Origin of the sequence: Maribacter sp. TH_r10, assembly GCF_033101095.1 — a bacterium.
In the GTDB taxonomy this organism is placed as follows: Bacteria; Bacteroidota; Bacteroidia; order Flavobacteriales; family Flavobacteriaceae; genus Maribacter_A; species Maribacter_A luteus.
Window position 1 is genome coordinate 47,659 of sequence record NZ_JAWMPY010000005.1, and the last position, 25,735, is coordinate 73,393.

A 25,735-nucleotide genomic window follows, 5' to 3' on the forward strand; every position below is an offset into this window, starting at 1 on the left:
AGCCTTTAATCCTCGGTCCCAATCAGATTCTGCATTTTCTTTTTGGGACTGCTCAAGATCACTGCATTTTGTTGAAAGTCTTTCCAAGGGTCTTCGACTTTCATAATTCTTTTAAAAATGGATTTGATGGTAAAAGCTTGGGAGCTTTTTATTACTTGTAATTCGGCCCATGAAACCGGGAGGGCTATAGGGGCATTTTCAAAAGCACGTACTGAAAAAGGACATATAGCGGTTTGTGCATAGGAATTTCGGAGGTAATCTATAAATAATCGCCCTTGGCGTTGGTCTTTTCTCATGGCAATGGTGAAGTCTTCAGGATACTTTTCTGCCAAATAAAACGCTATTTGTTTTGTAAAGGCACGAACTTCATCAAAATTTTCAACACACATCAAAGGAACTACCACATGCACTCCTTTGGATCCCGTTAGCATAAAATAGGTTGGGAGGTTTAGGGTTTCGCCCAACAATTTTCTAAGAACCTGTGCACCATTCATTACTTGTTCAAAATCATTTCCCGAAGGGTCAAGGTCAAAAATCAATCTGTCCGGGTAGTCAAGCTTGCCCAATCTACTTAAGGTAATATGAAAACTTATAGTGCCTTGGTAGGCCAAATACGTCAGGGTGTCTTGGTCATTACAAAGAACATGGTTTACCCAACCATCTTTCTTTTTGATCTTCACGGTTTTTATCCAATCGGGAAAATAATCCGAGGCATGTTTTTGAAAGAACCCTTTTTGTGCTATGCCATCAGGGAAACGATGCAAGGTCAATGGCCGATCTATTAGGTAAGGGAGCATAAAGGGAGCTATACGTTCGTAGTATTGGATCAGCTCTCTTTTCGTAATGCCAGATTTCGGAAAGAAAACTTTGTCCTTATAGCCTGTTTCTGAAAATACCATGCTTTTAATAGTTTGGGACCGTATATTTTGATTTTTATCCTCAATTATCGACGTTAAGTAAAATCTGCTTATGTTCTAAAGAGAGCAAAAAAAGTAGGTAAAAATACCCTGTTGTGATTGTTTCGACAATGATATGTATCATTGATGTTAATTACGTTTGTAAAGACCCACAGCCTGATGCAGATCATTTTGCGACCAAGTGTAAGTTCGCATTTTTGTGGTAGCGAAAAAACACTGATTGCGATATTAAAATTAATTACCATGAATACGATTATATCAAATCCCAAAACAGAATTATTGTTGGGTGCAAGTCTTACTGTATTACATCAAGAAAGTCGAGAATGGTTGGATACTGTTGATTTTTGGAGGGATGAAGTCAAGTTTTTTGCCACAATCCTCGATAAGCGGGAAGTTAAAAAGTCGGAATATGGACGAATGTTGAACCATCTGGATAAAGTGCACGAAAACCTATTCGATTACCTGACCGAAGATATAAAAAGACATGAAAATCTATTGGCTCGTTTAGAGAGAGGGGAAAAGGGAATTTCCGATGGGGAATATAGGGAAGAGCACAGAAGATTCCATGACAGTATGGTTCTTTTCGAAAATGACATCAAAGAATTCAAAAAGATGGTCTTCGGGTATGTAAAGAAACTATGAAGTAGTGAGGTACATTACCGTTTTATACCTCAATCTCCAACCCGACCGGACAGTGATCGGAACCGAATATATCGGAATAAATCCGTACATCCTTAATTTTGTCCACCAACGAATCACTTACCAGAAAATAATCGATACGCCAACCGGTATTCCGTTCCCTTGATTTAAAACGGTAACTCCAATAGGTATAAGCAACCTCTTCCGGGTATAAATGCCTATAGGCATCTACGAACCCTGAATTGATGAAATTATCCATGCCATCGATTTCCGTTTGGGTGTATCCTGCGGTTTTATTGTAGTTGGATTTGTCGTTCTTTAAATCTATCGCCCTATGCGCCACATTGAAATCCCCACAGGCGATCACCGGTTTTTTCTTTTCTAGATTCTTAAGATAGGCCAGAAAATCGGCATCCCATTGTTTGCGATAATCCAACCGGTCTAATTTTTGGCCTGAGTTGGGAACATATACGTTCACTAAATAAAATGCTTCAAATTCCGCACATTCGATCCTGCCTTCGGTATCGTGTTCCGGGATTCCCATATTCAAGGCAAAGCTTTTTGGTTCGGTCTTGCTTATGATAGCCGTACCCGAATATCCTTTTTTCTCTGCGGAATTATAGGCTTTATTGTACCCTTCCATCGGAGATAATGCTTTCTTTACCTCATTATCTTGCGCTTTGGTTTCTTGAATACAGAGAATATCCGGATTCATTTTTTCGATAGATTCAAAAAAATCTTTTTTGACCACGGCCCGTATGCCGTTCACGTTCCAAGAGATAATGTTCATTGTCTGGGTTTTATTGATTCAAATATAAGATTTATATATCTCGGGGACCAATTCTTCGCTTATACACTTTAACGAATTCATACCAGATCACTGCTAAAAAACCAATTCCGGAACTTATGAAAACCTGGTTCAGTGTCAACGTTGAAAAATCGAAAAACCGGGTAAGGGGAGGAATTAATAATAGAAGTGAGGTTACTATAATCGTAATCGTGATAATCAAAGGAACCAGTTTATTCGTGTACTTTAAGGTGGTAAAGACGGAAAAGTAGAAAGACCGGTTTACAAGGGTCAATATAATATTAGCAGAAATCAATGTTACGAAAACCATGGTCCGGGTCGTAGCCTCGTTAAAACCGGAATGAACCGAAATCTGATAGGTGGCCAAAGTACCCACTGTGATCATTAAACCTTGAATGACACTTGTGGCCAGTTCCGACCAATTAAAAAAAGTGGATGTCAGTGGTCGTGGCTTCATGATCATGGTGTTTTTTTCCATAGGTTCGTTTTCATAGATGATACTGCAGGTGGGGCCCATGATCAATTCTAAAAAGATAATATGCACTGGAGTAAAGATATTGGGGTACACCCAGCCTAAGACCAAAGGGAAAAATACGGTTAAAATTATGGGGATATGGATCGAGATGATGTACTGGATGGCTTTTTTCAAGTTAGTGTAGATTCGCCGGCCCATGGCTATGGCATCCAACATTCGGGATAGGTCATCTTCGAGTAATATGACCGAAGCGGCTTCTTTAGCGGTTTCCGTTCCCTTTTTTCCCATGGCAACACCAATATTTGCTGCCTTAAGTGCCGGTGCATCATTTACACCATCACCGGTCATGGCCACAATTTCCCCATTTGATTTAAGCGCATTGATGATTTTTAACTTGGCGTCAGGGAACATTCGGGTGAATACACGTTTTGAACTTACGGCCGTGCTAAGTTGTGACTCGTTCAAAGTCATTAAGTCCGAACCTGAAATACTTTTTTGGTAACCCTTAAAACCGATTTCCTTGGCAATGGCAGCAGTGGTCAATGCATTGTCGCCTGTAACGATCTTTACTTTTATACCAGCAGAATCAAAACCATGTAAAACCGCTTGGATATTCTTTTTCGGAGGGTCATAAAAAGCCACAAGCCCCAAAAATTCAAAATTGAATTCCTGTTGTTTTTTAGGATAGGAGGTGCCGTGAAAATCAGATTTCCCCACACCCAAGATACGATACCCTTTATTGGCCAGTGCGGTGATAGCGGAATTTATACGTTGTATATCCGTTTCTGAAATAGAAGAAACAGCAATCAAAGCTTCAGCTGCCCCTTTCGCGGCAATGATTCGATTACCTTTACTATTCTCGAAAATATGGGTCATCATGGGTGGTTTTCCCCCCAATGGATATTCGTGAACCATTTTATATGTGGGTCGAGCATCAATGGAAAAATTTTCCCGGTAAGATGCGTGTAGGGCTATTTCCATAGCGTCGAAGGGTATGGGCTCACTGGCCCACATAGCTGTTTCTATAAGTTCTTTCTCAAAAGGATCTAAAAGGCTTTTGGCATCGGTTACTTTTTTAGAAGATAAAGCAAAGATCTTGGCCAAGGTCATTTTGTTTTCGGTAATGGTACCTGTTTTGTCCGAGCAGATTACGGTGGCACTACCTAGGGTTTCAACGGTTTTCATCTGTTTAACGATAATTCCCAGTTTCATTAATCGATACGAGCCCAAGGCCATAAAAGTGGTGAAGGCCACGGGAATTTCTTCTGGAAGAATAGACATGGCCAAGGTCAATGCCTTTAGAAGGCTGTCCAAAATATCACGGGAGTTATAAAAATTAATTCCCCATACAATAATGAAAACGATGGCACCGACAATGACCATCTTCTTAACGAAATTGTTTATTTGCCGTTCAAGAGGGGTTTTCTCCTCTTGAATACTTTCTAAGCTTTTACCTATTTTGCCCAATTGGGTTTTGTTGCCGATCGCCGTAACAGTTGCGATGGCAAGGCCGCTAGCAACGGTAGTGCCTTTATAAACAGTGTTGTCTTTGTTTTGCGGGTCTTTATAGACGGATAACGATTCCCCGGTCAGCAGGGATTCGTCCACAGAAAAATCATTGGAGTGAACAATTGTGCCATCAGCCGCAATGGTAGTACCTTCCTCGACCATTAAACTATCGCCCAATACAACATCCTCACTATTTATTTCTACGACAACCCCATTTCTGATAACGTTGCATTTGGGTTGTGTAAAAGAACGTAGTTTTTCAATGGCATTGCGACTACGCCCATCTTGGTAAAGGGAAATAGCGGCGACCAGTATGATCGCCGCAGCGAGGAAGATACCATCCCCATAATTTCCTGAAACGAAATAGATGATCGATGCAACCAGTAGTAAAAGAACCATGGGTTCTTGTACCAAACTCTTAAGGGCTTTAAGAATACCGATGTCCTTTTTTTCTTCCAAGGTGTTTTTTCCATATGCGGCCCTGGCTTTATTTACTTCCTCCGAAGTCAATCCCTTTATGTCGAAATGGTCTATGGACATAGGCGTTTTTGAATAAGACATTAAAAGTTACTACAATTTACGAATTGCATTCGGCACTGATTCAATACACAAAGAGCAGCATCAAAATTGTTTGTTTCTAAATATGGATATGACCACATAGAATCCTAAAAGGGCCGATATAACAAACCCAATGGCACCCAATAGGGGAACGCCATTGATCATAGGGGGCATTTGGGCCAAGACTAAAATGGAACTGCCTATTGATAAGGCGGCGATGATAACTGCGAACACCAATCTATTGATAGCTTTGTTCGATGCTACCTGAAATTCTTTTAGACCCTTGTGTTCATGTATGACCACAAGTTTCCCTTCTTTGATTTTTTTTAGGATGGCATTGATGTCCTCGGGAAGATTGTCTATAAGCGTGTTATAGTCCTTAAAACGTAGCATATTTTTTTTGACCAACCGTTTTAGACTATATTTTTTTCGGGCCAATTGAGATACGTAAGGTTTAAGGTTTTCTGTAATATTGAATTCAGGATCCAGTTTCAGTCCGACTCCCTCAATAATAATCAATGCCCTGATTAGTAAGTAAAGGTTATGGGAGAGAATAATGTTATTCCGAAATAAAACACTTTTGAATTGCGAAAGGGTCTCACCCAATTTTATATTTCTAATGGAAGTATCACTTATACTTTGTACAAGGTCGTAAAGGTCATCTTCCAATTTAGTGTAGTCCGGAATCTCGGTTTTGACCGCTATTTTTTCCAGAACAGGTATCAGTTTTTTTATGTCCTTTTGTGTAAAATAGAGTAATAGTTCTTCCAGGGCCTCCTTGTCTTTGGGCAATAGATAGCCCATCATCCCATAATCGATAAAGCAGATGCGGCCTTGTTCCGGTAGTACGAAAATATTACCGGGATGTGGGTCTGCATGAAAGAATCCGTGTTCCAATACCTGTTGCAAATAAAGGTCAACTCCTACTTGGCCAACCGATTTGCAGTCTATATTCCATTTTTTTAACGTGTCTGTTTCGGATATTTTTATGCCACTGATGAATTCCATACAGATGATACTGTCGGTCGAGTATTCACGGTACACCTTGGGAACATACATAATTCCATTGTTTTCGAAATTCTTGGCAAAGCGTTCCATATTGTCTATCTCGCGCAAGAAATGGAGCTCTTGGTGAATACTCTTTTCAAATGTGGCGATGATACGCATTGGTTGAAAAGCCTTTGCTTGGGCACTGTATTTTTCCAAGCTTTTGGCTACCTGCTTCATTACGGCAATGTCCGCATTTATGGTTTCCAGGATATTGGGCCGTTGTATTTTAAGTGCGACCAGTTTGCCGTTGAGCAACTGTGCCTTATGTACCTGTGCCAATGAAGCTGCTGCTATGGGTTCGGCCTCTATGAATATGAAATGGTCCATGCCTTTGATCTTGAGGCCATTTTCTATGGCTTCGTAGACGTCAAAATCCTTAAGTTTAGGTACATGATCTTGCAGTTTTTCGAGCTCTTTGATAAGTGCGGGCGGCAACATATCTTCCCTATTGCTGAAAATCTGTCCAAGTTTAACATAAGTAGGTCCCAGTTCCTCCAAAACCATGCGTATACGCTCATATGCGGAAAGGGATTCGGTTTTGATGGTTTTTTCGTTTCTTTTTTTGAAATATGCTTCTGGAAACATTCGTCTAATTCCGCTATTGGCCAATACTTGATCAAAGCCATATTTGGCCAAAACATTAAAAAGTCTGTTATACCTTTTTAATTTACGGTTCTTTGAAAGTTTCAAGTCTTGCATTTTCTACATGTATTCAGAAAGGAACCGGAAGAATTCTTTCTTCAGGTCGGCATATTTTTGTCTTTGTTTTTCCATTTTCTCCCTCAGTTGCATATGTGTTTTTACAAGTGTTACATTCAAAGATTCCGAATTCATTTTACTTCGATTGGCAAGATTGGCCTCATGTTTGTTTATGGTTTCCTTGAAATCATCGATAACCGCACCGTGCAATACGAATTCATTCTGAAAATGTTCCAATTGTTCTAGTATCTCATCATTGGTCCATCGGGTAACCAGTTCACTCATACGGTTGGTAAAGGTTTTTAATTCATCGTCCCAAAATTCCAATTCCGATTTCCAGTTTTCATGTTCAAAATGTAGATTTTCATCATACAATATTTCCTTGATCTTTTCCATTTGAAATAATTTTATATGTATATTATTGAGTTTTAAGTTTCAACCGTTTGAGGAGAAGAGGTTGGGCGCTGTGGTCTCCTTTTTCCCAATAGTTCTTCCAATTCGTCTATTTCGACAACCTCTTGTTTAAGGAGTAATTGGGCCAATTTTTTCAATTCCGTAAGATGATCGGTCAAAAGTTTTCGGGTCCTTTCATAAGCGGTATTTATCAAATTCTGAACTTCTTTATCTATTAATCGTGCCATGTGTTCACTATAGGGTTTGCCCAACAATCGTTCATTTTGGCCAGAAGAGTCATAGAAACTTAATGGGCCTATTTCTTTATCCAGCCCATAGTATGAAACCATGGAATAAGCTTGTTTGGTAACCTTTTCAAGATCGTCCAAAGCGCCGGATGATGCTTCGTTGAATATGATTTCTTCCGCGACACGCCCACCTAATGAGGCACATATTTGATCCATAAACTGAGATTTGGTCACGATTTGCCTTTCTTCAGGCAGGTACCAAGCAGAACCCAAAGATTTACCCCTAGGGATGATGGATACTTTTACCAAAGAATCTACATGTTCAAGATACCAGCTAACAACTGCATGCCCTGCTTCATGGTGCGCTACGATTTCTTTTTCCTTGATTGAAATGATTTTGCTTTTTCGTTCCATACCACCGATTACGCGGTCTCGGGCTTCCATAAAGTCTTCTTGTTCCACTTTGTTCTTTTTCTTTCGTGCAGCGATTAGTGCTGCCTCGTTACAAATATTGGCAATGTCGGCTCCGGAGAAACCTGGACTCAACCTTGCCAATACCTCATTATCAACATTTTTCGAAAGTTTAAGTGGGCGTAGGTGTACCCCGAAAATCTCTACGCGTTCTTCTTTGGTAGGTAGTTCCAGATAAATATGGCGATCAAACCTTCCTGGACGCAAAAGGGCCTTGTCCAATACATCGGGGCGGTTGGTGGCCGCAAGAACTATGACCCCGGTATTGGGGCCAAATCCGTCCATTTCGGTCAATAATTGGTTTAAGGTACTTTCCCTTTCATCATTGGCCTGGAAGGCGTTTACCTTGCCGCGGGAACGACCTACGGCATCTATTTCGTCAATAAATATTATACTGGGCGACTTCTCCTTGGCCCTCTTGAACAGGTCACGTACCCGTGAGGCCCCAACACCTACGAACATTTCTACGAATTCTGAACCAGACATGGAGAAAAACGGTACATGTGCCTCACCGGCAACGGCTTTTGCCATTAATGTTTTTCCTGTGCCTGGAGGACCGACCAGCATAACGCCCTTGGGAATCTTAGCTCCTAGTTTGGTGTAGCGTTCAGGGTTTTTAAGAAAATCAACAACCTCCATAACTTCGGCCTTCGCCTCTTTGAGACCTGCGATATCGTTGAAGCTTACGGGACTTTTGGTGCCCTTTTCGGTAAGAACGGCCGTAGATTTCCCAAAATTGAACAACGGATTTGTGCCTTTACCGCCCCCTCCAAGTTTACCGAGCATATACATCCAAAATAGGATGATGAGCCCAAAAGGTAAAAGCCACGAAAGTATACCGAGCCAACTCCCGCGGTTTTGATATTGTACGTTAATTTTTTCTGAAGAGGCCATTTCCTGTTGGGCACGGTCTAACTTGGACTCAAAGTTGTCAACAGACCCAATGGTAATCCTGTATTCGGGTGCTCTTGCTGATTGAAACCATTTCTCCGAAAAATCTTTGTTACGCTCGTTATTGGTATCTTCGGGAGTTAGGAATATCTCTGCATATTCCTTGTTGACCACAATGATTTTTTGGATTTTATTTTGTGTGATAAGGGAATCCTGGATAAATGCCCAACTTATTTCTTTAGTAGTGGTAGTAGGATTGGAAAAAAAAGTAAATAGCAATAAAAAGGCCAATAAAAGAAGGTATAACCAATTGAAACCAGATCCCCCGGAGGGTGGTTTTTGAATCTTATCTTCTTTAAGGCCTTTTTTATCCTCTGTATTAGAAGGTTGCTTCATTTTCCTCGAGTATTCCGAATTGTTTTAAGGCGTCCATGGCTTCACATCCATAAACCACTGATGGTCCGCCGCCCATAAGAACGGCTACACCGATAGTTTCCATGATTTCCTCAGATTTTGCCCCAGCTTGTATTGAATCATGTACATGGCAGGCAATACAACCTTCACAACGTACGGTTATGGCAATGCCCAAGGCTATCAATTCCTTGGTTTTTGAAGAAAGGGCACCATCGGCAATACTGGCATGGTGTAAATCTGAAAAGCCTTTCATGGTATCGGGTATTTCAATGCCCAATTCTTTCATTTTTCCGTTTAAATCGTTGAATTTTTTTGAATAATCCTGTAACATTTTCTTAGAATTTAGATTATAATTGTTTTTATAGAATACATTCTTTCATTTTGGGAATATCAAAGCTAAATGACCTAGATATGAATTCGAATGATTTAGATCATGCCCATACGAAATTAGTGGGGTTAAAGTCATGTTTTCTAAGCTTTTGGCATGGTGAGCCCATGATGTAGATCATTGGCAAAAAGAAGTGGGCTATGTAGCTTTGATTAAACCAAAACATAGCATTACATTGAAAACTATCCTATACGTTACCGATTATTCGACCAATTCAGTGGCTGCCTTAAAATATGCCTATAATATGTCGATTCATATGGGAACCCGTTTAGTGGTTGCCCATGTTTTCGATTACCCTACCGTACTTGGTACAGAGGGGTTGGATGAACCTTTTCCCCATCTAGAGGAAAATGCCCATAAGATGCACCGTTCCAAGTTAGAGGCATTCTGTGAAGAGCATTTGGGAAGAGGGTACGAAAAACCAAATGTACAATTAGAGCCCGTAGAAAGTAATTCAGTGATTAAAGGGATTATGGCCGTAGCTTCTGAATGGCATGCCTATTTGATCGTAATGGGAATGAAAGGCGGAAGTGCCTTTCGGGAAATACTTATGGGAAGTACCACAAAACAACTGATAGAGAAGGCCCCTTGTCCCGTACTTTCCATTCCCGCAGGAACAAGTTACAGGTTGCCCAAAACTATTGTTTATGCAACGGCTTATGAAGAGGAGGATGTGTATGCGATACGTAAGCTTGCCGAAATGGCCGAACGGTTTAAGGCCGAAATCAAGGTGGTCCATATTGCAGCAAAAGCAGAGAGCAAAGGTGAAACACAGATGGAGTGGTTCAAGGAAATGCTCCAGGAGAAAGTGACCTACGGGGATATGGATTTTGAAGTCCTTTATTCCGAGAATATTTTTGAATCCCTTAGAATTTACCTCGGAAAAACCAATGCCGATTTGGTGGTGATGCTAGAGAGGGAAAAGGTAGGTTTTGTTAAAAAATGGTTCGGTCAGGACTTGGTTAAAAAAATGGAATCTTATGGTAAGGTACCTCTATTGAGTATGAGGGGGAGCAACCATCAACTATTTTATTTTAAAAAAGCATTGTAAAATTCATCACCATGTTTAAAAGGGTTTATAGTATTTTGATCATAGTGGCTTTAGGGTTGGGATTTTATCTTTACGGTATTAGGGAAACACAGACCAATGTGTTTTTGATTATTTCCTCTGGGTTGATTTTTACTTTTTTAAGTATGGGAATCCACGGTTTAATCGCACATTCACTTAACCCGAAAGTTAAAGGTGGTATTATTTTGTATCCGCTTTTAATGGGGGTACTTTGGGCATTCCTGTTCTTCTTGTTCGTGTTTTTCATATTGCCCATATTTTGTCCGGACTTTATGCTGGGCTAGGAATGTAAAATGGTTTTCTGTTAAGATTATCATATTTCCACTTTTTTTTTCACAAGAATGACGTAGGTCATTTTCATGGATAACCTGCTATGTTATATTGTTTTTGAACCCTAAAAACATATCAATGAAAGCTTTGGCAAATATCAAAAACCTAAAATGTGAGAAAGGTAAAAACACAATCTTAAGAAATCTTAGTAGGATAATGGACATCTGTGTTATCGATATAGATGTAGAAAATGGGATGTTGAATTTTCTATATATAGATTCCATGGGATTGAACAATGTAAAACAAGAAATGGCCCGTATAGGGTTCCCTATTCAATCCTTTACTGCACCGACTTCACCTCCTTTGAGGAGCGAGCAAGATTCTATGTACACCACGGCGTTTTAAAGAACTAGCTACTTTGCGGAAATACCATAAATGGGACTTCTGTATTGAATACGATCTTGCGAATTACCGGTTCGCTCAATAATTTATGTAGGAAACCGTGTTTTGTCTTTAGTAAGGCCACCATATCCATTTTTGAATGCTCTTTTTCGAACCTGACCAAAGAGGATGTAACAGAGACATCCATTTGAACCTCATGGAAAACCGTTTTTATTTCCTTCAAGATGTTTATTAGCACTTCTTTGTTCAGTTTTTGGTCTTCATCGAGTTCTTTCTTCGAGTATATATGGATAATGGATACTGTAGCATTCCATAGTTTCGCCATTTTTATTAAGGGAGATAATTCCTCAGGGATAAAGCGATGTCTAAAATTGTTCGCAAAAGCTATTTGTTTTGGCGTGGTATTATCAAAATCTAAAGGAATGGCTATGATCGGGCAGGCGTGTACCTGTTTAATGGCCCTAACGGTATTACTTCCCATGAAAACATTCATAAGGGAAGTTGAACCTTTGGTGCCCATAAAAATATAATCAATGGCGTTGTCGATCGCAGTAACGTTCAAGGCGTTCACAACGGAGTCGACCATAAAAACAGATTTAAAACGGTGTTTCGGATGCTGTTCGTTTATACGCATGTTCTCGACCAATTGCTCCAGTTCCTTTTCCAGGTCGGTTCGGCTTTTAGGGGCCGATGGGGCATCATGATAGGCATGCAGCACGTAAAATGTACATTCTTCCTTTTTGAATAACTGAAACGCATAGTCAATCGCCTTTTGGGCATTGGCAGAGAAGTCGGTGGGAAGTAGGATTTTCAACATCTATCAATCTATTTATTCATCAAAATTAATGGGAATGCCATTCAATTTACATGATGTATGTCAGGTTCAATAAGACCGATTGTTTTTTGCCATGCACTTTGGTGTTCGATATAGCATAAGATCTAGTCCAATAAACCAAATAATGTAAAGGACGAATGTTATTTTTTGGATAACCGGTAGCCAAGAAATATATCTGCCGGACTCATAAATGTAGTAGTTCGTAAGAAAGACAAAAAGACAAATTAGGCCTAGAAAGAAAATTTTGCCGTAACCCGCCTTAAAAAGTTCGATTAAAGTTGAGGTAAAGGCAATAACACCAAAAAAACCGGCTATTCTAACAATGGTATCATGGCTGCCCAAGGCCAAGAAAAATATCGTGGCTAAGGCCAATAGGCCAGATACCTTCATTACTCGTAGGTTCGGGCTTTTTCTTATGAACAACGCAGGTAGACGAATCCATAATGTGAATAAGCCAAGACATAAAGCCAATAAGGCTGATATGGCATAGGGTCTAGCTGAATTTTCTTCGCCATTTATAGCTTGGCTATCCAATAGATCACATAAGTAATTATGCCATATGCTAAAACTTTCATGATCGGGTGAACTCCAATTGCCACCAGGGTAATTTAATGTAGCCAGAACATAACAAATAACGAAAACGCCAATCCCTATCAAAGGGGTCAGTGCCGGTATACCCATCTTTGTTTTATGATTGGTTTTTTGGTTCATTTTTTCACATAAAAAAAGACTGGTATATCGAAACACGCCAGTCCTTTTCTGATATCACTTTATTTTTGGCCGATAGCCTAACTGAAACATAATACATGTCCTTGGGGTTTTAACCCAAGATTTTCAAGTGACATCACTTTATAGCTGCTAAGACATCACTACTTAGCGGTCTTAATGATTAGTGTCAAAGAGAAAAAAACAGGTAAACGTTATGTTTACCTGTTCTTCCATAGAGAACTTGAATTCATCAATACTGTTCTTCAACCTGTTAAATCACTTTATCGCTAAAATGGCCTAAGCGATTGTCAACAGCTCAATTTCATTCTCATCCCTACTATGACCATCTTTATCTTACGATATTGATGATCGTTTTTTTAAAAGAATCCGGAATACCCAAATATCCCGGATTCCTTGAAGATGTTTTTTTGTATCGATTTTTTCCTAACACTGACCTTTACTGAAATTTAAACCTAAATCTTTTCATGGTTCTAATAGTCTATCGCTACGCAAAAAACTCTTCTTTTATGTTGGATTTTCGTATCCCCACGACCCAAAAACCCAAATTTTATTTTCAATGAACTTATTCTTTGACAAAAGTAAACTGTTCAATTACGTTTTGAAATGATCTGTATCAGTTTGATACTTTTTTTTAAGGAAAAAGAACCGGAACACCTAAATGCCCCGGTTCCTCAGAAGATGCTTTCTTATTTGATCTACACTTACACTGACCCTCTTTAAAATTTATTTCTAAACCCCTATTAGGATTCAAATGGTCTATCAAATGTTTTGCCTCTCCTTTTTTTTAAGGGTCTTAAATTCCCCCCGAAAAAGACCCGATTTCCTTGTCAATGAACTAACTCTCTTTTAAACTTGGGGCTAAAGTAAAGTATATGTAACGTGCTGGAAATGACCTAGGTCAGTTTGGGGGTTTTTATTCTTTTTTAACAGAATGGTGTTTTACCCATTCAAAGAGTCGGTCCGCATCTTTTTTGGTACAGAGTTGTGTTCCTGGGTGCAAGGTGGCGGCCGTACCACAGGCTACACCATATTTAATGGCCTCGCTTAGCGGTTTTCCCAAAGTAAGGTAAAGTACCATGCCCGCGACCATACTGTCTCCTGCCCCAATTGTACTTTTTTGTAGTACTGTTGGTGCGGGTATATGTTCAAAACTATCCTTATGGGCCCAAAAAGCCCCTTTGGCACCTAAAGATACCACGAGTATCTTACATTGGAATGTTTTCAGGAATTTTTTGGCAAGGGTTTCAAGTTCAGTGGAAGCTATAGAGGTGATGCCCATAATGGTACTAAGTTCCCCCAAATTGGGTTTCATTAAATATATGTTCGATCGCATACTGGGAAGCAAGGCGGTACCAGAGGTGTCCAGAATGAATTTCGCATTTTTCCTGTCGGTGATTTTAGATATTTCAACATAAAAATCAGGAGGCACATCTTGGGGTAGTTTACCGCTAACGATCATAAAATCATCAGTAGCCAAAGTTTCTTCCAAATAGGTGAGTACCTCTTGTAATTCTTCTTCTTTGACTTTTGGGCCGGGAACCCCGAACCTATATTGTAATTGGGTGTTGGTGTCGGTAACGGATAGGTTTTCGCGTGTCCAACCTTCAATAGGTATAACCTTTTGTGCCATATGTTCCTCGGTAACCAATTGTTGTAAATGGGTGCCTGGAGGTCCGCCCGCCAAATACATGCAAAGCGACTGGCCACCAAGTTTTTTCAAGGCCCGGGAAACATTGATGCCACCTCCACCTGCATAATAGTTGGGGGTGGCACAACGGAGTTTTTTATTGGGTACTATACCGGCGACATGGGTGTCCTTGTCAACAACAGGATTCATCGTCAAGGTGATGGTCTTTTGCATTTGATATAAATTTTAATGTCATTTTTTTATATGAGGATGATAGGGTTAAAAGTTCTTGGGCATGAATCAAAGTTCTAGGCATTTTATGTTTTTCACAATGATGCTTATCAGTTGTTGGGCTCCGAAGGTATTTGATGTCAAGGCCTTGCTAAGTTGTATTGCTGATTCATATCATTCCGGATTTATGGTGATATGGATATCTTAATCCATCTTAAAAAAGGAGAAATGAGAGGAGTATTGAAACTTGGTAAGGTATTCGGTATTAGTATCGTGGTACATTGGACATTTTTGTTCATTCTATTTTGGGTGGCCTTTTTGGAAATCCAGAGAGGAGGGAATATGGAATCCGTTTTGTTCAATATTGCCTATGTGTTGGTTATTTTTATCTGTGTGGTGCTACATGAACTGGGGCATGGTTTAATGGCCAAACGTTTCGGGATAAAGACCAAGAAGATAACCCTGTTGCCTATTGGCGGAGTTGCCAGTTTAGATGAGATTCCGGAAAATCCTAGACAAGAACTAATGGTGGCCATTGCGGGTCCAATGGTGAATTTGATCATAGCCGGGATTCTATATTTTTCAATTCCCGTTCACGGACTATTGAGATTGCATATCGTTGAATTGCTCCAAGAGCTCAGTAAACTAAACTTGGGTAATTTTTTATTCTACCTTTTTTTGGCAAATTCAGCACTGGTGGTCTTTAATCTTATTCCCGCATTTCCTATGGATGGCGGACGTGTACTAAGGGCTTTACTTGCGATGAGGACCGATCGGGTAAAGGCAACTCAGATTGCTGCGGGTATAGGGCAGTCCATCGCTATCGTTTTCTTATTATTGGGTATGCTCTTCAACCCATTCTTGGTTTTGATAGCCTTGTTCATTTTTATCGGGGCTTACGGGGAAAATAAAATGGTGCAACAATCAGAATTGTTAAGAGGGCATATCGTAAAAGAAGCCATGTTGACTGATATTAACCTTTTACATCCCGAGGATACCATGGAAAAGGTGGTTGAGTTGATCCTTTCAGGTACGGAAAAGGATTTCGTTGTTGTCAACGCAGGAAAACCCGTAGGTATTTTGAAAAATGACGATATCATTAAAAATTCCAAAAATAGGACTTTGGAAGTAAGGACAATCATGAAAACTTCCTTCAAGGAAATATATGGGCATACACCACTTAAAGAGGTATTGCGGTCTGTTGAGGTTCACAAGGAATACTTTTTTCCTGTGGTAAACCATAATGGCGTTTTGTTGGGCGCAATTGATATGGCCAATATAAATGAATTTGTTCTGTTGCAATCCAAATTGGAATATTGATTTAGGTTTCGATTCTTTCAATCTTGATAAAAATAAAACGGGTGATGTAGATCATTTGAAATACTATGCTTTCAAAGTACATTGTCAGATGTAATTAATCATAAAATATAAATATCATGGCAGTATTGAAAGTTATCGAGATTTTAGGGAATTCTACAGTTAGTTTTGAAGATGCCGTACAGAAAGTTGTCGAAGAAGCTTCAAAAACGGTAAAGGACATCAAATCTGTTTATATCCAAGATATGCAGGTTTCCGTAAAGGACAATCAAGTCACCGAATATAGGGTGAATACGAAAGTTAGTTTCGGTATTATGCAAGGTTGATGATCCGGTCTTATTTGTACAATTGTTTTTCAAAGGCATGTTTCAGTTCTGAATATGCCTTTTTTCTATCTTCTACTTATTTGTGATTTACATGAGCCTTTACTTGTTTTTTTGGTTTCTGGTTTGTTCTAGCCATTGTATGGCTTGCTTATCCGAAACCTGCGGAAACGTTTCATAGAATTGACCTACTGCCCTAAAATTCATTGGGGCCAAAAGGCAAATGATTTTATCTACACCGGGCGTTGTCTCCAAAACTTTTAGTGTGGAATTCGGGGCAACGGGAATGGCCACAATTATTTTTTTCGGTTTTTGTTTTTTCACCAATGCAATGGTAACCAAAAGGGTGTTACCCGTGGCGATACCATCATCAATGATAATGACGGTCTTGTCCTTTAGGTCGGTCGGCACCTTATTCCTGTAATACTGCTTGTATCTGTCATTAAGTATTTTCCGAATACGGGAGGTTTCATTATCGATGTATTCTTGGGAAATTCCGTTGGTTTCGGTGAGCACTATGTTTTCAAGGCTTACGGCACCAATGGCATATTCTTTCTGGTTGGGGTGTCCTATTTTTTTGGTCAAAACAATATCCAACGGGGCATTCAATGCCTTTGCCACTATGGCTCCAATGGGCAGTCCGCCACGGGGAATGGCCAAAATGACCAAGTTCTCTTTTTTAAATTGCATTAATCTGCTCGCTAATTGAATGGCGGCATCGATTCTATTTTTAAACACTATGTTTCATTTTTTGGGGTACTAGGTATTTGGCAAACCAATTTGTGGTTAAGAGGGCAACTTCCTGTAATTTGCCTGTTTCTTCAAATAAATGTGTGGCCTGCGGAATTATTTCTAATTTTCGTTCACAGGTCAATTTTTCAAATGCTTTTTCATTTTTTTCAATAACCGCTTCATCCCGACCACCAACGATCAAAAGAGTCGGGGCCATAACCTTGCTTAGGTCTTGTATGGCCATATCCGGCCTTCCTCCTCTTGATACAACAGCGGCTATTTTTGGGCCTAAAAATGCAGCGGCCCTTAAGGCAGAGGCAGCTCCCGTACTTGCTCCAAAATACCCTATCGGCAAGTTGCGGGTTTCTTTTTGTTGCCCTACCCATTGGGTTACTTGAACAAGGCGTGTGGTCAGTAATTCAATATTGAACCGGTTTTCATAATCGCGGTCTTCTTCCTCGGTCAAAAGGTCGAAAAGAAGAGTGGCCAAACCTTTTTGCTGAAGTAATACCGATACGAAGTTGTTTCGGGGACTGAGTCGGCTGCTTCCACTGCCATGTGAGAAAATAACCAACCCGATCGCATTTTCCGGTATGGTAAGGTTTCCTTTTAAATTGGTGTCTTTTAACTCGATGGTCACCGATTTGTTTGTTTTGATCTTGTTTAACATTGTGTGTTGTTTTATTACAATGGCTATATGGATTCGGGTAAAATGATCAAGACAATCATATGGGTAAATCCATGATAACCAGGATTCTTTTTTAGAATCAGTCCATGATGTTTTTTTTGTGATAGCTAAGAAGGGGAAAATGGCCTTCCGACCTCATTCTTTTTACCAAATCCCTGTGGGTGAGATTTTTGATAAGACTAAGTCCTTCGCGCTCTAACATCGCTACCAAATCGGGTTCTACTTCATGAACGTACTGTTGTAGTGTTGAGAATACGTCTTCCCCATAGCGCAGGTCAAAATGTATGTTTTCGTGTTTTACCTTATGCCGTAGCATGTTTTTGAACCATTCCAATTGGTTCTCACTGGTTTGAACGTCCCTTGAAGAAACATGAACTAGGTGCAAATCGATATTCAGTGGTTTGGAAAGGTGTATCAGTTTCTCGATGGTGAAAATATCGGCTCCCTCGAAATCTGTCGCGTAGACCATTTTGTTTAAACCATGGAAATCTACATCACTGGGTATGGCCAAGACAGGACAAGGGGCACTGTCGATCAAGGCCGTTGTGGTGCTTCCTAAGAACGTTTCCTTGATCTTATTGCCGCCTTTTGCCCCAACAATAATAAGGTCTGCCTTATATTCTATGGCATTTTTAACGATGATTTCATCCGCAGGTTTTCCTTCGTCTATGCTATAGGTTATATTCAAAGATTCAGATTGCCCCCTTAAATATTCGGAACAAAAGGCAAGTAGCCTTTCGCGTTGGTCTGCAAAAGCCCTTACTTCCCTTCGGGAATAGGTGTGCGAAACCGTACTGGCCAATGTTATCGGCAATTCAAATACATGCAATACCACAAGTTTGGCCTTAAGTTCTTGGCTAAGCGCACTTGCAAAATGTAATGCAGCAACTGAATTTTCAGAATAATCCGTGGCATATAAAAAAGTTTTCATCTGTAATTTATTACGACTCTAAAATAGTATGATCTAAAGGCCAGCGAAATGATATGCATCAGTCAACCTTAAAACCTCAGGATGATCTAGGTCATTTAGCAAATAAGAAGGTCGCGATATATTTGTTCACGGCATGAAAATCATCTCTTTGTGAATATGTATTTGCTAAAAGAAATAACATGCTCCGATTTTGAATAATTAAATCTTGAACGATGAACAATCCACAGAACATACTTACTCGAATTGCTGAATTGACTACAAAAATAGAAACAGACTATCCGGAACTATATCATTTTTTGGATGAGAACCCGGTCACCTTGCCGTCAGAAATACATCCGGAAGTACATATGAAAGAACTTCAGGATTATTTGGAAAGTTTACAACAGCTTTTGGACAAGCATATGAAAACACATACCAAGACTAACTTAATCACGTAATATAATGGGAGAGATAGCCACATCGGAAAGACAGATTACCTTATTCATACATCCACATTCCAGCAGGGCAAAACAGACCATGGCTTTTGCCAAGGCAGAAGGGTTGCCCATTTTAGCCGTTGATATATTGAAAACCCGTTTAACGGGTATGCAAATTGTGGAATTGGCCGATAGGTTGGGTATTATGGTAGAAGAACTGGTGAACCAAGAGCACCCGTCATATAAGGTGAAATTTGAACAACACGATTTTTCCTCCGAAGATTGGATAAAGATGATTGTTAAAAATCCTGAAATAATGAAGCAGCCTATTGCCCTACGAGGTAATATAACAATACTCGTAGAAACTCCATCGGACATTATTAGGATTTAAGCCCAAGTATTTGCCAAATGTCATGAGTAATGAAGTTAAACTTGAAAGGGTATTTACTGATTTAGGTCATTGGGTAAATGAATAATATAACATAGCTTGTTCTGTCAAATTTAATTTAAAACCAGTGATTATGACCATTTTAGAAGCCTATGAATCTGGGGAACATGAAAGTAATATATCGCACTTTGCCGCCATGGTGAAATTAGCAAGTATTGACGGGCCAATTAATGAGGAAGAACATATGGTCTTGAAACGTTTGGCCTTTAAACTCGATGTGTCCGATGAGGAGGTAATGGTTGTTTTGAAATCGCCGATGAACTATCCTTTAATGCCCCCGTATGCTTTGGAAGATCGTATTGAAAGGTTGCAGGATCTGTTCCAGATCATATATGCAGACCATATAATAGATGGGGAAGAGCGCGCGTTGATCTATAAATATGCCATAGGTCTCGGTTTTTCTTCCCAAGATGCGCATGCTGAAATTGAAAAATGTATGTCGTGCTTCACTAATGAGAACGTTGATTGATCTTGTCTTCAACAATTACAGCGTTTTATTCCTTAGATTTTAAAATGCTTATTTTGATGTTACCTATTGGAAGTGTTTTGCACTTTCCTCTTTGATCCTTTTATATCTTTCACTTCGTTATAGATTATAGAATCGGTATTTTTCGTAAGGTGCTTCTACCTATGTGATATACCATTGCCTATTTATATATGGGGTCTTTGGGTAGATAGGTCATGGAATTACTTTGTACGTCAGAAGGAAGTCATGCCTTTTGTATTACTAAAATTTTCGTAAGTCGCATTGTGTATTTGAATACTTTTTGCTTCCAAATACAGGAATAACATAAAAATAGGATTGTTTTTTTTATGATTATGCCATTTAAGGTCTTATTTCTAAATTATTTACGAAATCGCTTTCGAAAATTTTAGTAAGTGGGGGTTAACTTCAAAACCCCAATAAAACGGAGCTTTTCCAAAGTACTTCGCAATTAGTCAAAACTATCGGAAAAGTGTGGTGGAGATTTCAATTTCGAATAGGTTTCGTTTCGAATGTACTTTGTAATACATTTGATAAAAGGAGGTCGTCATTTGCCGTCTTTCTGAAATAAAAACCTCATTAACATAAACTTACTATGTATTATTTAGGATTGGATATCGGTAGTTCTTCGATAAAGGCAGCTTTGGTCAATATGGACACTGGAAAGAGTGTCGGCGTTGTACAGGAGCCCGAAACGGAAATGGGTATGTTGGCCGTAAAAAACGGCTGGGCTGAACAAGAGCCCAATGATTGGTGGAAACACATCTGTGCTGCAATTACAAAACTGAAGGATATTCATAAAATAGCACAATCGGAAATCAAGGGTATCGGGATTTCTTATCAAATGCACGGACTTGTACTGGTAGATGAAAAGGGCAATCCCCTTAGACCTTCGATTATTTGGTGCGATAGTCGTGCCGTGGGGATCGGAAATGATGCTTTTGAATCCATTGGGGAGGATAAATGTAATGCCCATCTCTTGAACTCACCTTCTAATTTTACCGCTTCAAAATTAAAATGGGTCAAGGATAACGAACCGGAAATTTATGAAAAGGTTCATAAGTTCATGCTTCCCGGTGATTATGCCGCCTTTAAGCTTTCCAATAAAATGACCACAACCATATCGGGACTTTCAGAAGGTATTTTCTGGGATTTCAAAAACGATGAAATCGCCGATTTTCTGCTAGGGGAGTACGGTATCGAAAAATCGATGGTTCCTGAAATCGTTGAGACCTTTGGTCTTCAGGGCAGTGTAAGTGAACAGGGAGGTAAGGAAAGTGGCTTGGATGTTGGTACGCCCATTTATTATAGGGCCGGTGACCAACCCAATAATGCACTTTCCTTAAATGTGTTCAACCCAGGGGAAGTAGCGGGGACCGGAGGTACTTCTGGGGTGTTTTATGCGGTAACCGACAGTCTATCGGTAAAGGAAAGTTCACGTGTGAATAATTTCGCCCACGTAAATTATGTAAAAGGAGAGGCCCCTAGGATTGGGAAGTTGTTGTGCATTAACGGTGCAGGTATACAGTATCGTTGGTTGTTGAATAATCTTGCCGTTGGGTCTTATGCTGAAATGAACGACTTGGCATCTGAAATTCCTGTAGGTTCGGACGGCGTTTGTCTAATTCCCTTTGGAAATGGTGCAGAGCGAATGTTGAACAACAAAGAAGTTGGGTCAAGAATCCTGAATATAAATCTTAATAACCACGGTATTGCCCATATGTGTAGGGCCGCTTTGGAAGGAATCGCTTTTTCATTCGTTTATGGCATGGAGATCCTCATATCCGACGGAATAAAAATTGATGTGCTAAGGGTGGGGAACGACAATTTGTTCCGTTCAGAGATTTTTTCCAATACCATAGCTACATTGATAGAGCATGATATTGAAATATACAATACCACTGGGGCGATCGGTGCCGCTAGGGCAGCCGGACTGCATGATGGTGATTTCGAAAAATTCGGGTCTTACATCATGGAGAACGATTATGTAAAGACCTTTAAGCCGGTTAAGGACAAAGCCCCTTATTTAAAGGCATATCAAGAATGGAAAAAAGAATTGGAACTAATAATTAATAAATAAATTAAATAGTATCATGGCGTTGATAGGTAATAAAGAATACTTTAAAGGAATCGGGGAAATCAAATTCGAAGGAAAAGAATCTGATAACCCACTAGCTTTCAAATATTACAATCCTGACCAAGTAGTGGCAGGGAAAACCATGCGCGAGCATTTTAAATTTGCCATTGCATATTGGCATACCTTCTGTGGACAAGGTTCGGATCCCTTTGGTCCAGGAACCCAGAATTTCGCATGGGACCAGTCGAATGACCCCATTCAGGCAGCTAAGGACAAAGCAGATGCGGCTTTCGAATTCATAACCAAAATGGGGTTTGATTACTTCTGTTTCCATGATTTTGATTTGGTTCAAGAAGCACCTACTTTTTCCGAATCGGAAAAAAGATTGGTAACCATAACTGAATATCTTAAAGAAAAGAAAGCGGAATCAGGTGTTAAACTTCTTTGGGGAACGGCGAATTGCTTTTCAAATCCAAGATATATGAACGGTGCATCCACAAATCCTGATTTTGATGTAGTCGCAAGAGCTGGCGGACAAATAAAATTGGCCATGGACGCCACTATTGCCCTAGATGGTGAAAATTACGTATTTTGGGGTGGTCGTGAAGGTTATATGTCTTTGTTGAATACCGATATGGGCCGTGAGTTGGATCATTTGGGACAATTCTTGACCATGGCGAGGGACTATGCACGTAGCCAAGGATTCAAAGGAACGTTCTTTATTGAGCCAAAACCTATGGAGCCAATGAAACACCAATATGATTTTGATTCGGCTACAGCTATCGGTTTTTTAAAGGAATATGGATTGGATAAGGATTTTAAAATCAATATAGAGGTGAACCATGCAACACTTGCGCAACACACTTTTCAACATGAAATGGCAGTGGCCGCAAAAGCTGGTATGTTAGGTAGTTTGGATGCCAACCGAGGTGATTATCAAAACGGATGGGATACCGATCAATTCCCTAACAATGTTCTTGAAACAACTGAGGCTATGTTGGTGTTCCTTGCTGCAGGTGGTTTACAAGGGGGTGGAGTTAATTTTGATGCCAAAATCAGAAGGAATTCTACTGATTTGGATGATGTTTTCCATGCGCATATCGGTGGAGCAGATACCTTTGCCAGGGCACTTATGGCTGCTGACAGGATCATGACTTCCTCTGATTACACAAAACTTCGTCAAGAAAGATATAGCTCTTTTGATGCAGGTAAAGGGAAAGATTTTGAGAATGGTAAATTGAGCCTTACCGATCTTTATGATTTGGCCCAGAAGAATGGAGAGCTTAAATTGCAAAGTGGTAAGCAAGAATTATTAGAGAATATTGTAAATCAGTATATCTAGTTTTCTTGATTCTGGCTACTACCAATGGATTTTTAACTAAATTTTTGTGAATTGAAAAAGATAACCTTAAAAGATATAGCTGCCGAGTTCGGTGTTTCCGTTTCGACAGTTTCGAAGGCGATCCATGATAGTCACGAAATTAGTACGGAAGTAAAAAGTAAGATTCAAAAATTCGCGAAAGCGCATCATTATAGGCCTAATAAAGTAGCCCTGAATCTTCTGAACCGAAGTACAAAATCCATTGGTGTAGTTATACCCGATATACTGAATTATTTCTTCGTTCAAGTCCTATACGGCATTGAAAAGGTGGCCAATGAGCGCGGTTACAGCATAATAAGTTGTGTTACCGATCATTCCCTTAAAAAGGAGGCTATGACCTTGGAAATGCTAAGTAGTGGTTCTGTTGATGGACTTATTATTTCTTCGGTTGCCTCAGAACGGCAAACAAAAAAGCATTTGGAGAACATTAATAATGTTGTCGACTATCAAATTCCCCTGGTCATGTTCGATCGTGTCATGGATGCTATTGAATGCGATAAGGTCATCGTAGATGATTTTGAGGCGGGGTATAAGGCTACCAAATATTTGTTGGATACCGGTTGCAAGACCATTGCTATAATAAATCCTATGAGCAAGACCAAAATTGGTAGGTTGCGAATAGGGGGCTATAAACGGGCCTTAAAAGAAAGGGATATTGATTTTGACGAAAAATTGATTACCCCCATAGAGCCCCAGGATGATCTCGACTTTATCTTGTCGTTCATTTTAAATGATAAGAATATCGATGGAATTTTGGCCTTGGATGAAATTACTGCAGTGAAAACCATGGGAATCATAAAAGCAAGGGGTTACCATGTACCCAATGATATTGCCATTATCGGATTTACGAATGGTCAATTGTCAAAATATGTCACACCGGCTTTGACCATGGTAAGTCAGCATGGTTCCTATATTGGGGAAACCTGTGCCAATCGACTGATCGATCGCATAGAAAGTATCAGTTCCCCTGGTGTTTTCGAGACTAAAGTGGTGAAGACCAGTTTAATAGTTCGTGATTCTACCCGTAAGATACCTTTGGGTTAGATTGACTGTTATTGGGTCAACCGCATAAAATGGCCATATTTTAAAGTTTCCATTGGTCTATTCCATATTTGAATAAGGATTTTGCTCCTTTAAAACCGAACAAAAAAAATCTGGAATGTTCTACGAAGTGTAGGGTATTCCAGATTCTTTTTTTTAAACGACAGTAATGATTAATTACTTTGATTTAATTCCATAATGGGGATTTGTACCCACCTTCTTTGGCCATTTTCTTTAAATCTGCCATGGCTTTTTCTTTATCACTGGCATATGTAATTCCAAACCATTCACCACCTGAAGGAATGACTTTTACACCTATTTTATTGTTTTCCAACATTTCTTGGATAACAAAAGGTAAATAGATTTCACCACTGGCGATATTGGAATCATCTTTAAGGAATGCTTTAAAATCCTCTTCGATACTTGTAAAGATAGAAGGGTTGCATACCCAGAAATTCATGCTGGCAAGCTCATCTCCGGTAAATTCAAGTCCGGAGTCCGCATCTTTGATCGTGTCCGATATTCTTTCTATTTTGGTGCGTTCATTTACCGATAATAAGTTGTTGGCTTCATCCATTTTACAAACCCCTCTAGAGACCGATCCATGCTCCGATAAGGTGTCTTTTAAGGTGTAACCGGCCAAAGCATAATCAGTGGTGTTTGCCTTGATGAAATCAGCAGCTTTTTTATAGGCCGATTTGCCGTAATAGTCATCGGCATTGATAACGACAAAAGAGTCGTCGATAACTTCGCGGGCAGACCAAACGGCATGGGCCGTGCCCCAAGGCTTTTCCCTTTCGCCATTGAAAGTGCTTCCTTTAGGTAGGTCGTTCAATTCTTGGGCAACAACGTCCAATTTAATGTTATTTGGTAGTCTTGTCGAAAGATGGTCGGTCAAGAACCCGACATTGGTTTTTTGGGTAATGACCACAATGTGGTCAAAACCGTTTTCGATAGCATCGTACATACTGAACTCCATTAGGAATTCCCCATTAGGGCCCAATGCATCGAATTGTTTTAGTTTTCCATATCTGCTTCCTCGGCCAGCGGCCATCAATAGTAGTGTCATGATTAAATTTTTAATTGGGATAAAAATAAGTCTTTTGGGTGCGAAATTTGGTCAATTTTCGATATAACCTTGATTTTTAGGGTTTAGTTAATGGCGTAAGGTCCGGTTTGCTTTTGTGTTAAATGTATACTTGAAAATAGGTTGGTCCAGTATTATTCGGTGTTGGATGTTTATGGGATATCGGCCTAGAAAACCTTAAAAAACG

At 39.7% G+C, this 25,735-nt stretch carries 26 protein-coding genes; 13 read left to right on the forward strand and 13 right to left on the reverse strand.

From position 1 onward, the window contains the following. Positions 1-5 precede the first annotated feature (5 nt). The gene (ligD, locus tag R3X28_RS13005) at positions 6-899 is read right to left on the reverse strand and encodes a non-homologous end-joining DNA ligase (protein ID WP_154364457.1); all 894 of its coding nucleotides are present in this window, start codon (positions 897-899) and stop codon (positions 6-8) included. Between the two features lie 261 nt (positions 900-1,160). On the opposite strand from ligD, the gene R3X28_RS13010 reads away from it, so the two are divergent. Then, positions 1,161-1,559 (forward strand): hypothetical protein, encoded by a 399-nt coding sequence (locus tag R3X28_RS13010; protein WP_317664813.1) that lies wholly within the window; start codon positions 1,161-1,163, stop codon positions 1,557-1,559. Positions 1,560-1,581: 22 nt separating this feature from the next. On the opposite strand, the gene R3X28_RS13015 is transcribed toward R3X28_RS13010, so the two are convergent. From R3X28_RS13015 to R3X28_RS13040, 6 genes are read right to left on the reverse strand one after another with little or no spacing between them, the layout of a single operon-like run. Then, a complete protein-coding gene (locus R3X28_RS13015) occupies positions 1,582-2,346 on the reverse strand; it encodes an exodeoxyribonuclease III (RefSeq protein WP_154364453.1) in 765 nt (254 codons plus the stop codon). A gap of 31 nt (positions 2,347-2,377) precedes the next feature. Continuing rightward, positions 2,378-4,909 (reverse strand): cation-translocating P-type ATPase, encoded by a 2,532-nt coding sequence (locus R3X28_RS13020; protein WP_317664816.1) that lies wholly within the window; start codon positions 4,907-4,909, stop codon positions 2,378-2,380. Between the two features lie 60 nt (positions 4,910-4,969). Next, complete coding sequence (locus R3X28_RS13025) at positions 4,970-6,655, reverse strand: AarF/ABC1/UbiB kinase family protein (RefSeq protein WP_317664818.1); 1,686 nt, start codon at positions 6,653-6,655, stop codon at positions 4,970-4,972. A gap of 3 nt (positions 6,656-6,658) precedes the next feature. Next, a complete protein-coding gene (locus R3X28_RS13030) occupies positions 6,659-7,051 on the reverse strand; it encodes a hypothetical protein (RefSeq protein ID WP_282055381.1) in 393 nt (130 codons plus the stop codon). A gap of 32 nt (positions 7,052-7,083) precedes the next feature. Beyond that, positions 7,084-9,054, reverse strand: coding sequence for an ATP-dependent zinc metalloprotease FtsH (gene ftsH, locus R3X28_RS13035; protein ID WP_317664821.1), 1,971 nt, complete (start codon positions 9,052-9,054; stop codon positions 7,084-7,086). Further along, complete coding sequence (locus R3X28_RS13040) at positions 9,038-9,403, reverse strand: carboxymuconolactone decarboxylase family protein (protein ID WP_282055379.1); 366 nt, start codon at positions 9,401-9,403, stop codon at positions 9,038-9,040. Before R3X28_RS13040 ends, ftsH begins: the two co-directional genes overlap by 17 nt. A gap of 232 nt (positions 9,404-9,635) precedes the next feature. Here R3X28_RS13040 and R3X28_RS13045 point away from each other — a divergent pair, with 232 nt between their 5' ends. The 3 genes from R3X28_RS13045 (at position 9,636) to R3X28_RS13055 (ending at position 11,204) form a co-directional block, all read left to right on the forward strand. Then, positions 9,636-10,511: a universal stress protein gene (locus R3X28_RS13045; RefSeq protein ID WP_154364441.1), complete on the forward strand. Its 876-nt coding sequence runs from the start codon at positions 9,636-9,638 to the stop codon at positions 10,509-10,511. Positions 10,512-10,522: 11 nt separating this feature from the next. After that, positions 10,523-10,813, forward strand: coding sequence for a hypothetical protein (locus R3X28_RS13050; RefSeq protein WP_317664824.1), 291 nt, complete (start codon positions 10,523-10,525; stop codon positions 10,811-10,813). Between the two features lie 124 nt (positions 10,814-10,937). Further along, the gene (locus R3X28_RS13055) at positions 10,938-11,204 is read left to right on the forward strand and encodes a hypothetical protein (protein WP_154364437.1); all 267 of its coding nucleotides are present in this window, start codon (positions 10,938-10,940) and stop codon (positions 11,202-11,204) included. Positions 11,205-11,208: 4 nt separating this feature from the next. On the opposite strand, the gene R3X28_RS13060 is transcribed toward R3X28_RS13055, so the two are convergent. Then, positions 11,209-12,018 (reverse strand): universal stress protein, encoded by an 810-nt coding sequence (locus R3X28_RS13060; RefSeq protein WP_154364434.1) that lies wholly within the window; start codon positions 12,016-12,018, stop codon positions 11,209-11,211. Between the two features lie 340 nt (positions 12,019-12,358). Between R3X28_RS13060 and R3X28_RS13065 the strand changes: the two genes are divergently transcribed. Then, positions 12,359-12,526 (forward strand): hypothetical protein, encoded by a 168-nt coding sequence (locus tag R3X28_RS13065; protein ID WP_317664827.1) that lies wholly within the window; start codon positions 12,359-12,361, stop codon positions 12,524-12,526. 1,152 nt (positions 12,527-13,678) lie between these two features. Here the strand turns inward: R3X28_RS13065 and R3X28_RS13070 are convergent. Further along, complete coding sequence (locus tag R3X28_RS13070; protein WP_282055376.1) at positions 13,679-14,626, reverse strand: 1-phosphofructokinase family hexose kinase; 948 nt, start codon at positions 14,624-14,626, stop codon at positions 13,679-13,681. 225 nt (positions 14,627-14,851) lie between these two features. Between R3X28_RS13070 and R3X28_RS13075 the strand changes: the two genes are divergently transcribed. Together R3X28_RS13075 and R3X28_RS13080 are read left to right on the forward strand one after the other, a co-directional pair. Further along, positions 14,852-15,943 carry a site-2 protease family protein gene (locus R3X28_RS13075; RefSeq protein ID WP_317664829.1) on the forward strand — a complete coding sequence of 364 codons (1,092 nt, stop codon included), beginning with the start codon at positions 14,852-14,854 and terminating at the stop codon, positions 15,941-15,943. Between the two features lie 116 nt (positions 15,944-16,059). Further along, positions 16,060-16,266 carry a dodecin family protein gene (locus tag R3X28_RS13080; protein WP_317664831.1) on the forward strand — a complete coding sequence of 69 codons (207 nt, stop codon included), beginning with the start codon at positions 16,060-16,062 and terminating at the stop codon, positions 16,264-16,266. A 99-nt stretch (positions 16,267-16,365) separates the two neighbouring features. Here R3X28_RS13080 and R3X28_RS13085 read toward each other — a convergent pair whose 3' ends face one another. The 3 genes from R3X28_RS13085 to R3X28_RS13095 form a co-directional block, all read right to left on the reverse strand. Beyond that, the gene (locus R3X28_RS13085; protein ID WP_179955030.1) at positions 16,366-17,001 is read right to left on the reverse strand and encodes a phosphoribosyltransferase; all 636 of its coding nucleotides are present in this window, start codon (positions 16,999-17,001) and stop codon (positions 16,366-16,368) included. Beyond that, positions 16,994-17,665 (reverse strand): dienelactone hydrolase family protein, encoded by a 672-nt coding sequence (locus R3X28_RS13090; RefSeq protein ID WP_282055374.1) that lies wholly within the window; start codon positions 17,663-17,665, stop codon positions 16,994-16,996. Before R3X28_RS13090 ends, R3X28_RS13085 begins: the two co-directional genes overlap by 8 nt. A gap of 97 nt (positions 17,666-17,762) precedes the next feature. After that, complete coding sequence (locus tag R3X28_RS13095; RefSeq protein WP_154364422.1) at positions 17,763-18,614, reverse strand: universal stress protein; 852 nt, start codon at positions 18,612-18,614, stop codon at positions 17,763-17,765. 212 nt (positions 18,615-18,826) lie between these two features. Here R3X28_RS13095 and R3X28_RS13100 point away from each other — a divergent pair, with 212 nt between their 5' ends. From R3X28_RS13100 to R3X28_RS13125, 6 genes are all read left to right on the forward strand, one after another. Next, positions 18,827-19,051: a hypothetical protein gene (locus tag R3X28_RS13100; protein ID WP_282055373.1), complete on the forward strand. Its 225-nt coding sequence runs from the start codon at positions 18,827-18,829 to the stop codon at positions 19,049-19,051. A gap of 4 nt (positions 19,052-19,055) precedes the next feature. Continuing rightward, complete coding sequence (locus tag R3X28_RS13105) at positions 19,056-19,421, forward strand: arsenate reductase family protein (protein ID WP_154364418.1); 366 nt, start codon at positions 19,056-19,058, stop codon at positions 19,419-19,421. Between the two features lie 130 nt (positions 19,422-19,551). Further along, the gene (locus tag R3X28_RS13110; RefSeq protein ID WP_317664834.1) at positions 19,552-19,947 is read left to right on the forward strand and encodes a TerB family tellurite resistance protein; all 396 of its coding nucleotides are present in this window, start codon (positions 19,552-19,554) and stop codon (positions 19,945-19,947) included. A gap of 610 nt (positions 19,948-20,557) precedes the next feature. Continuing rightward, positions 20,558-22,042, forward strand: coding sequence for a xylulokinase (locus R3X28_RS13115; RefSeq protein WP_154364414.1), 1,485 nt, complete (start codon positions 20,558-20,560; stop codon positions 22,040-22,042). 13 nt (positions 22,043-22,055) lie between these two features. Beyond that, positions 22,056-23,381, forward strand: a complete 1,326-nt coding sequence (gene xylA, locus R3X28_RS13120) for a xylose isomerase (protein ID WP_282055370.1) — start codon at positions 22,056-22,058, stop codon at positions 23,379-23,381. Between the two features lie 51 nt (positions 23,382-23,432). Next, complete coding sequence (locus R3X28_RS13125; RefSeq protein ID WP_317664837.1) at positions 23,433-24,464, forward strand: LacI family DNA-binding transcriptional regulator; 1,032 nt, start codon at positions 23,433-23,435, stop codon at positions 24,462-24,464. A gap of 184 nt (positions 24,465-24,648) precedes the next feature. Here R3X28_RS13125 and R3X28_RS13130 read toward each other — a convergent pair whose 3' ends face one another. Then, positions 24,649-25,530: an NDP-sugar synthase gene (locus tag R3X28_RS13130; RefSeq protein ID WP_317664839.1), complete on the reverse strand. Its 882-nt coding sequence runs from the start codon at positions 25,528-25,530 to the stop codon at positions 24,649-24,651. Positions 25,531-25,735: the final 205 nt, after the last annotated feature.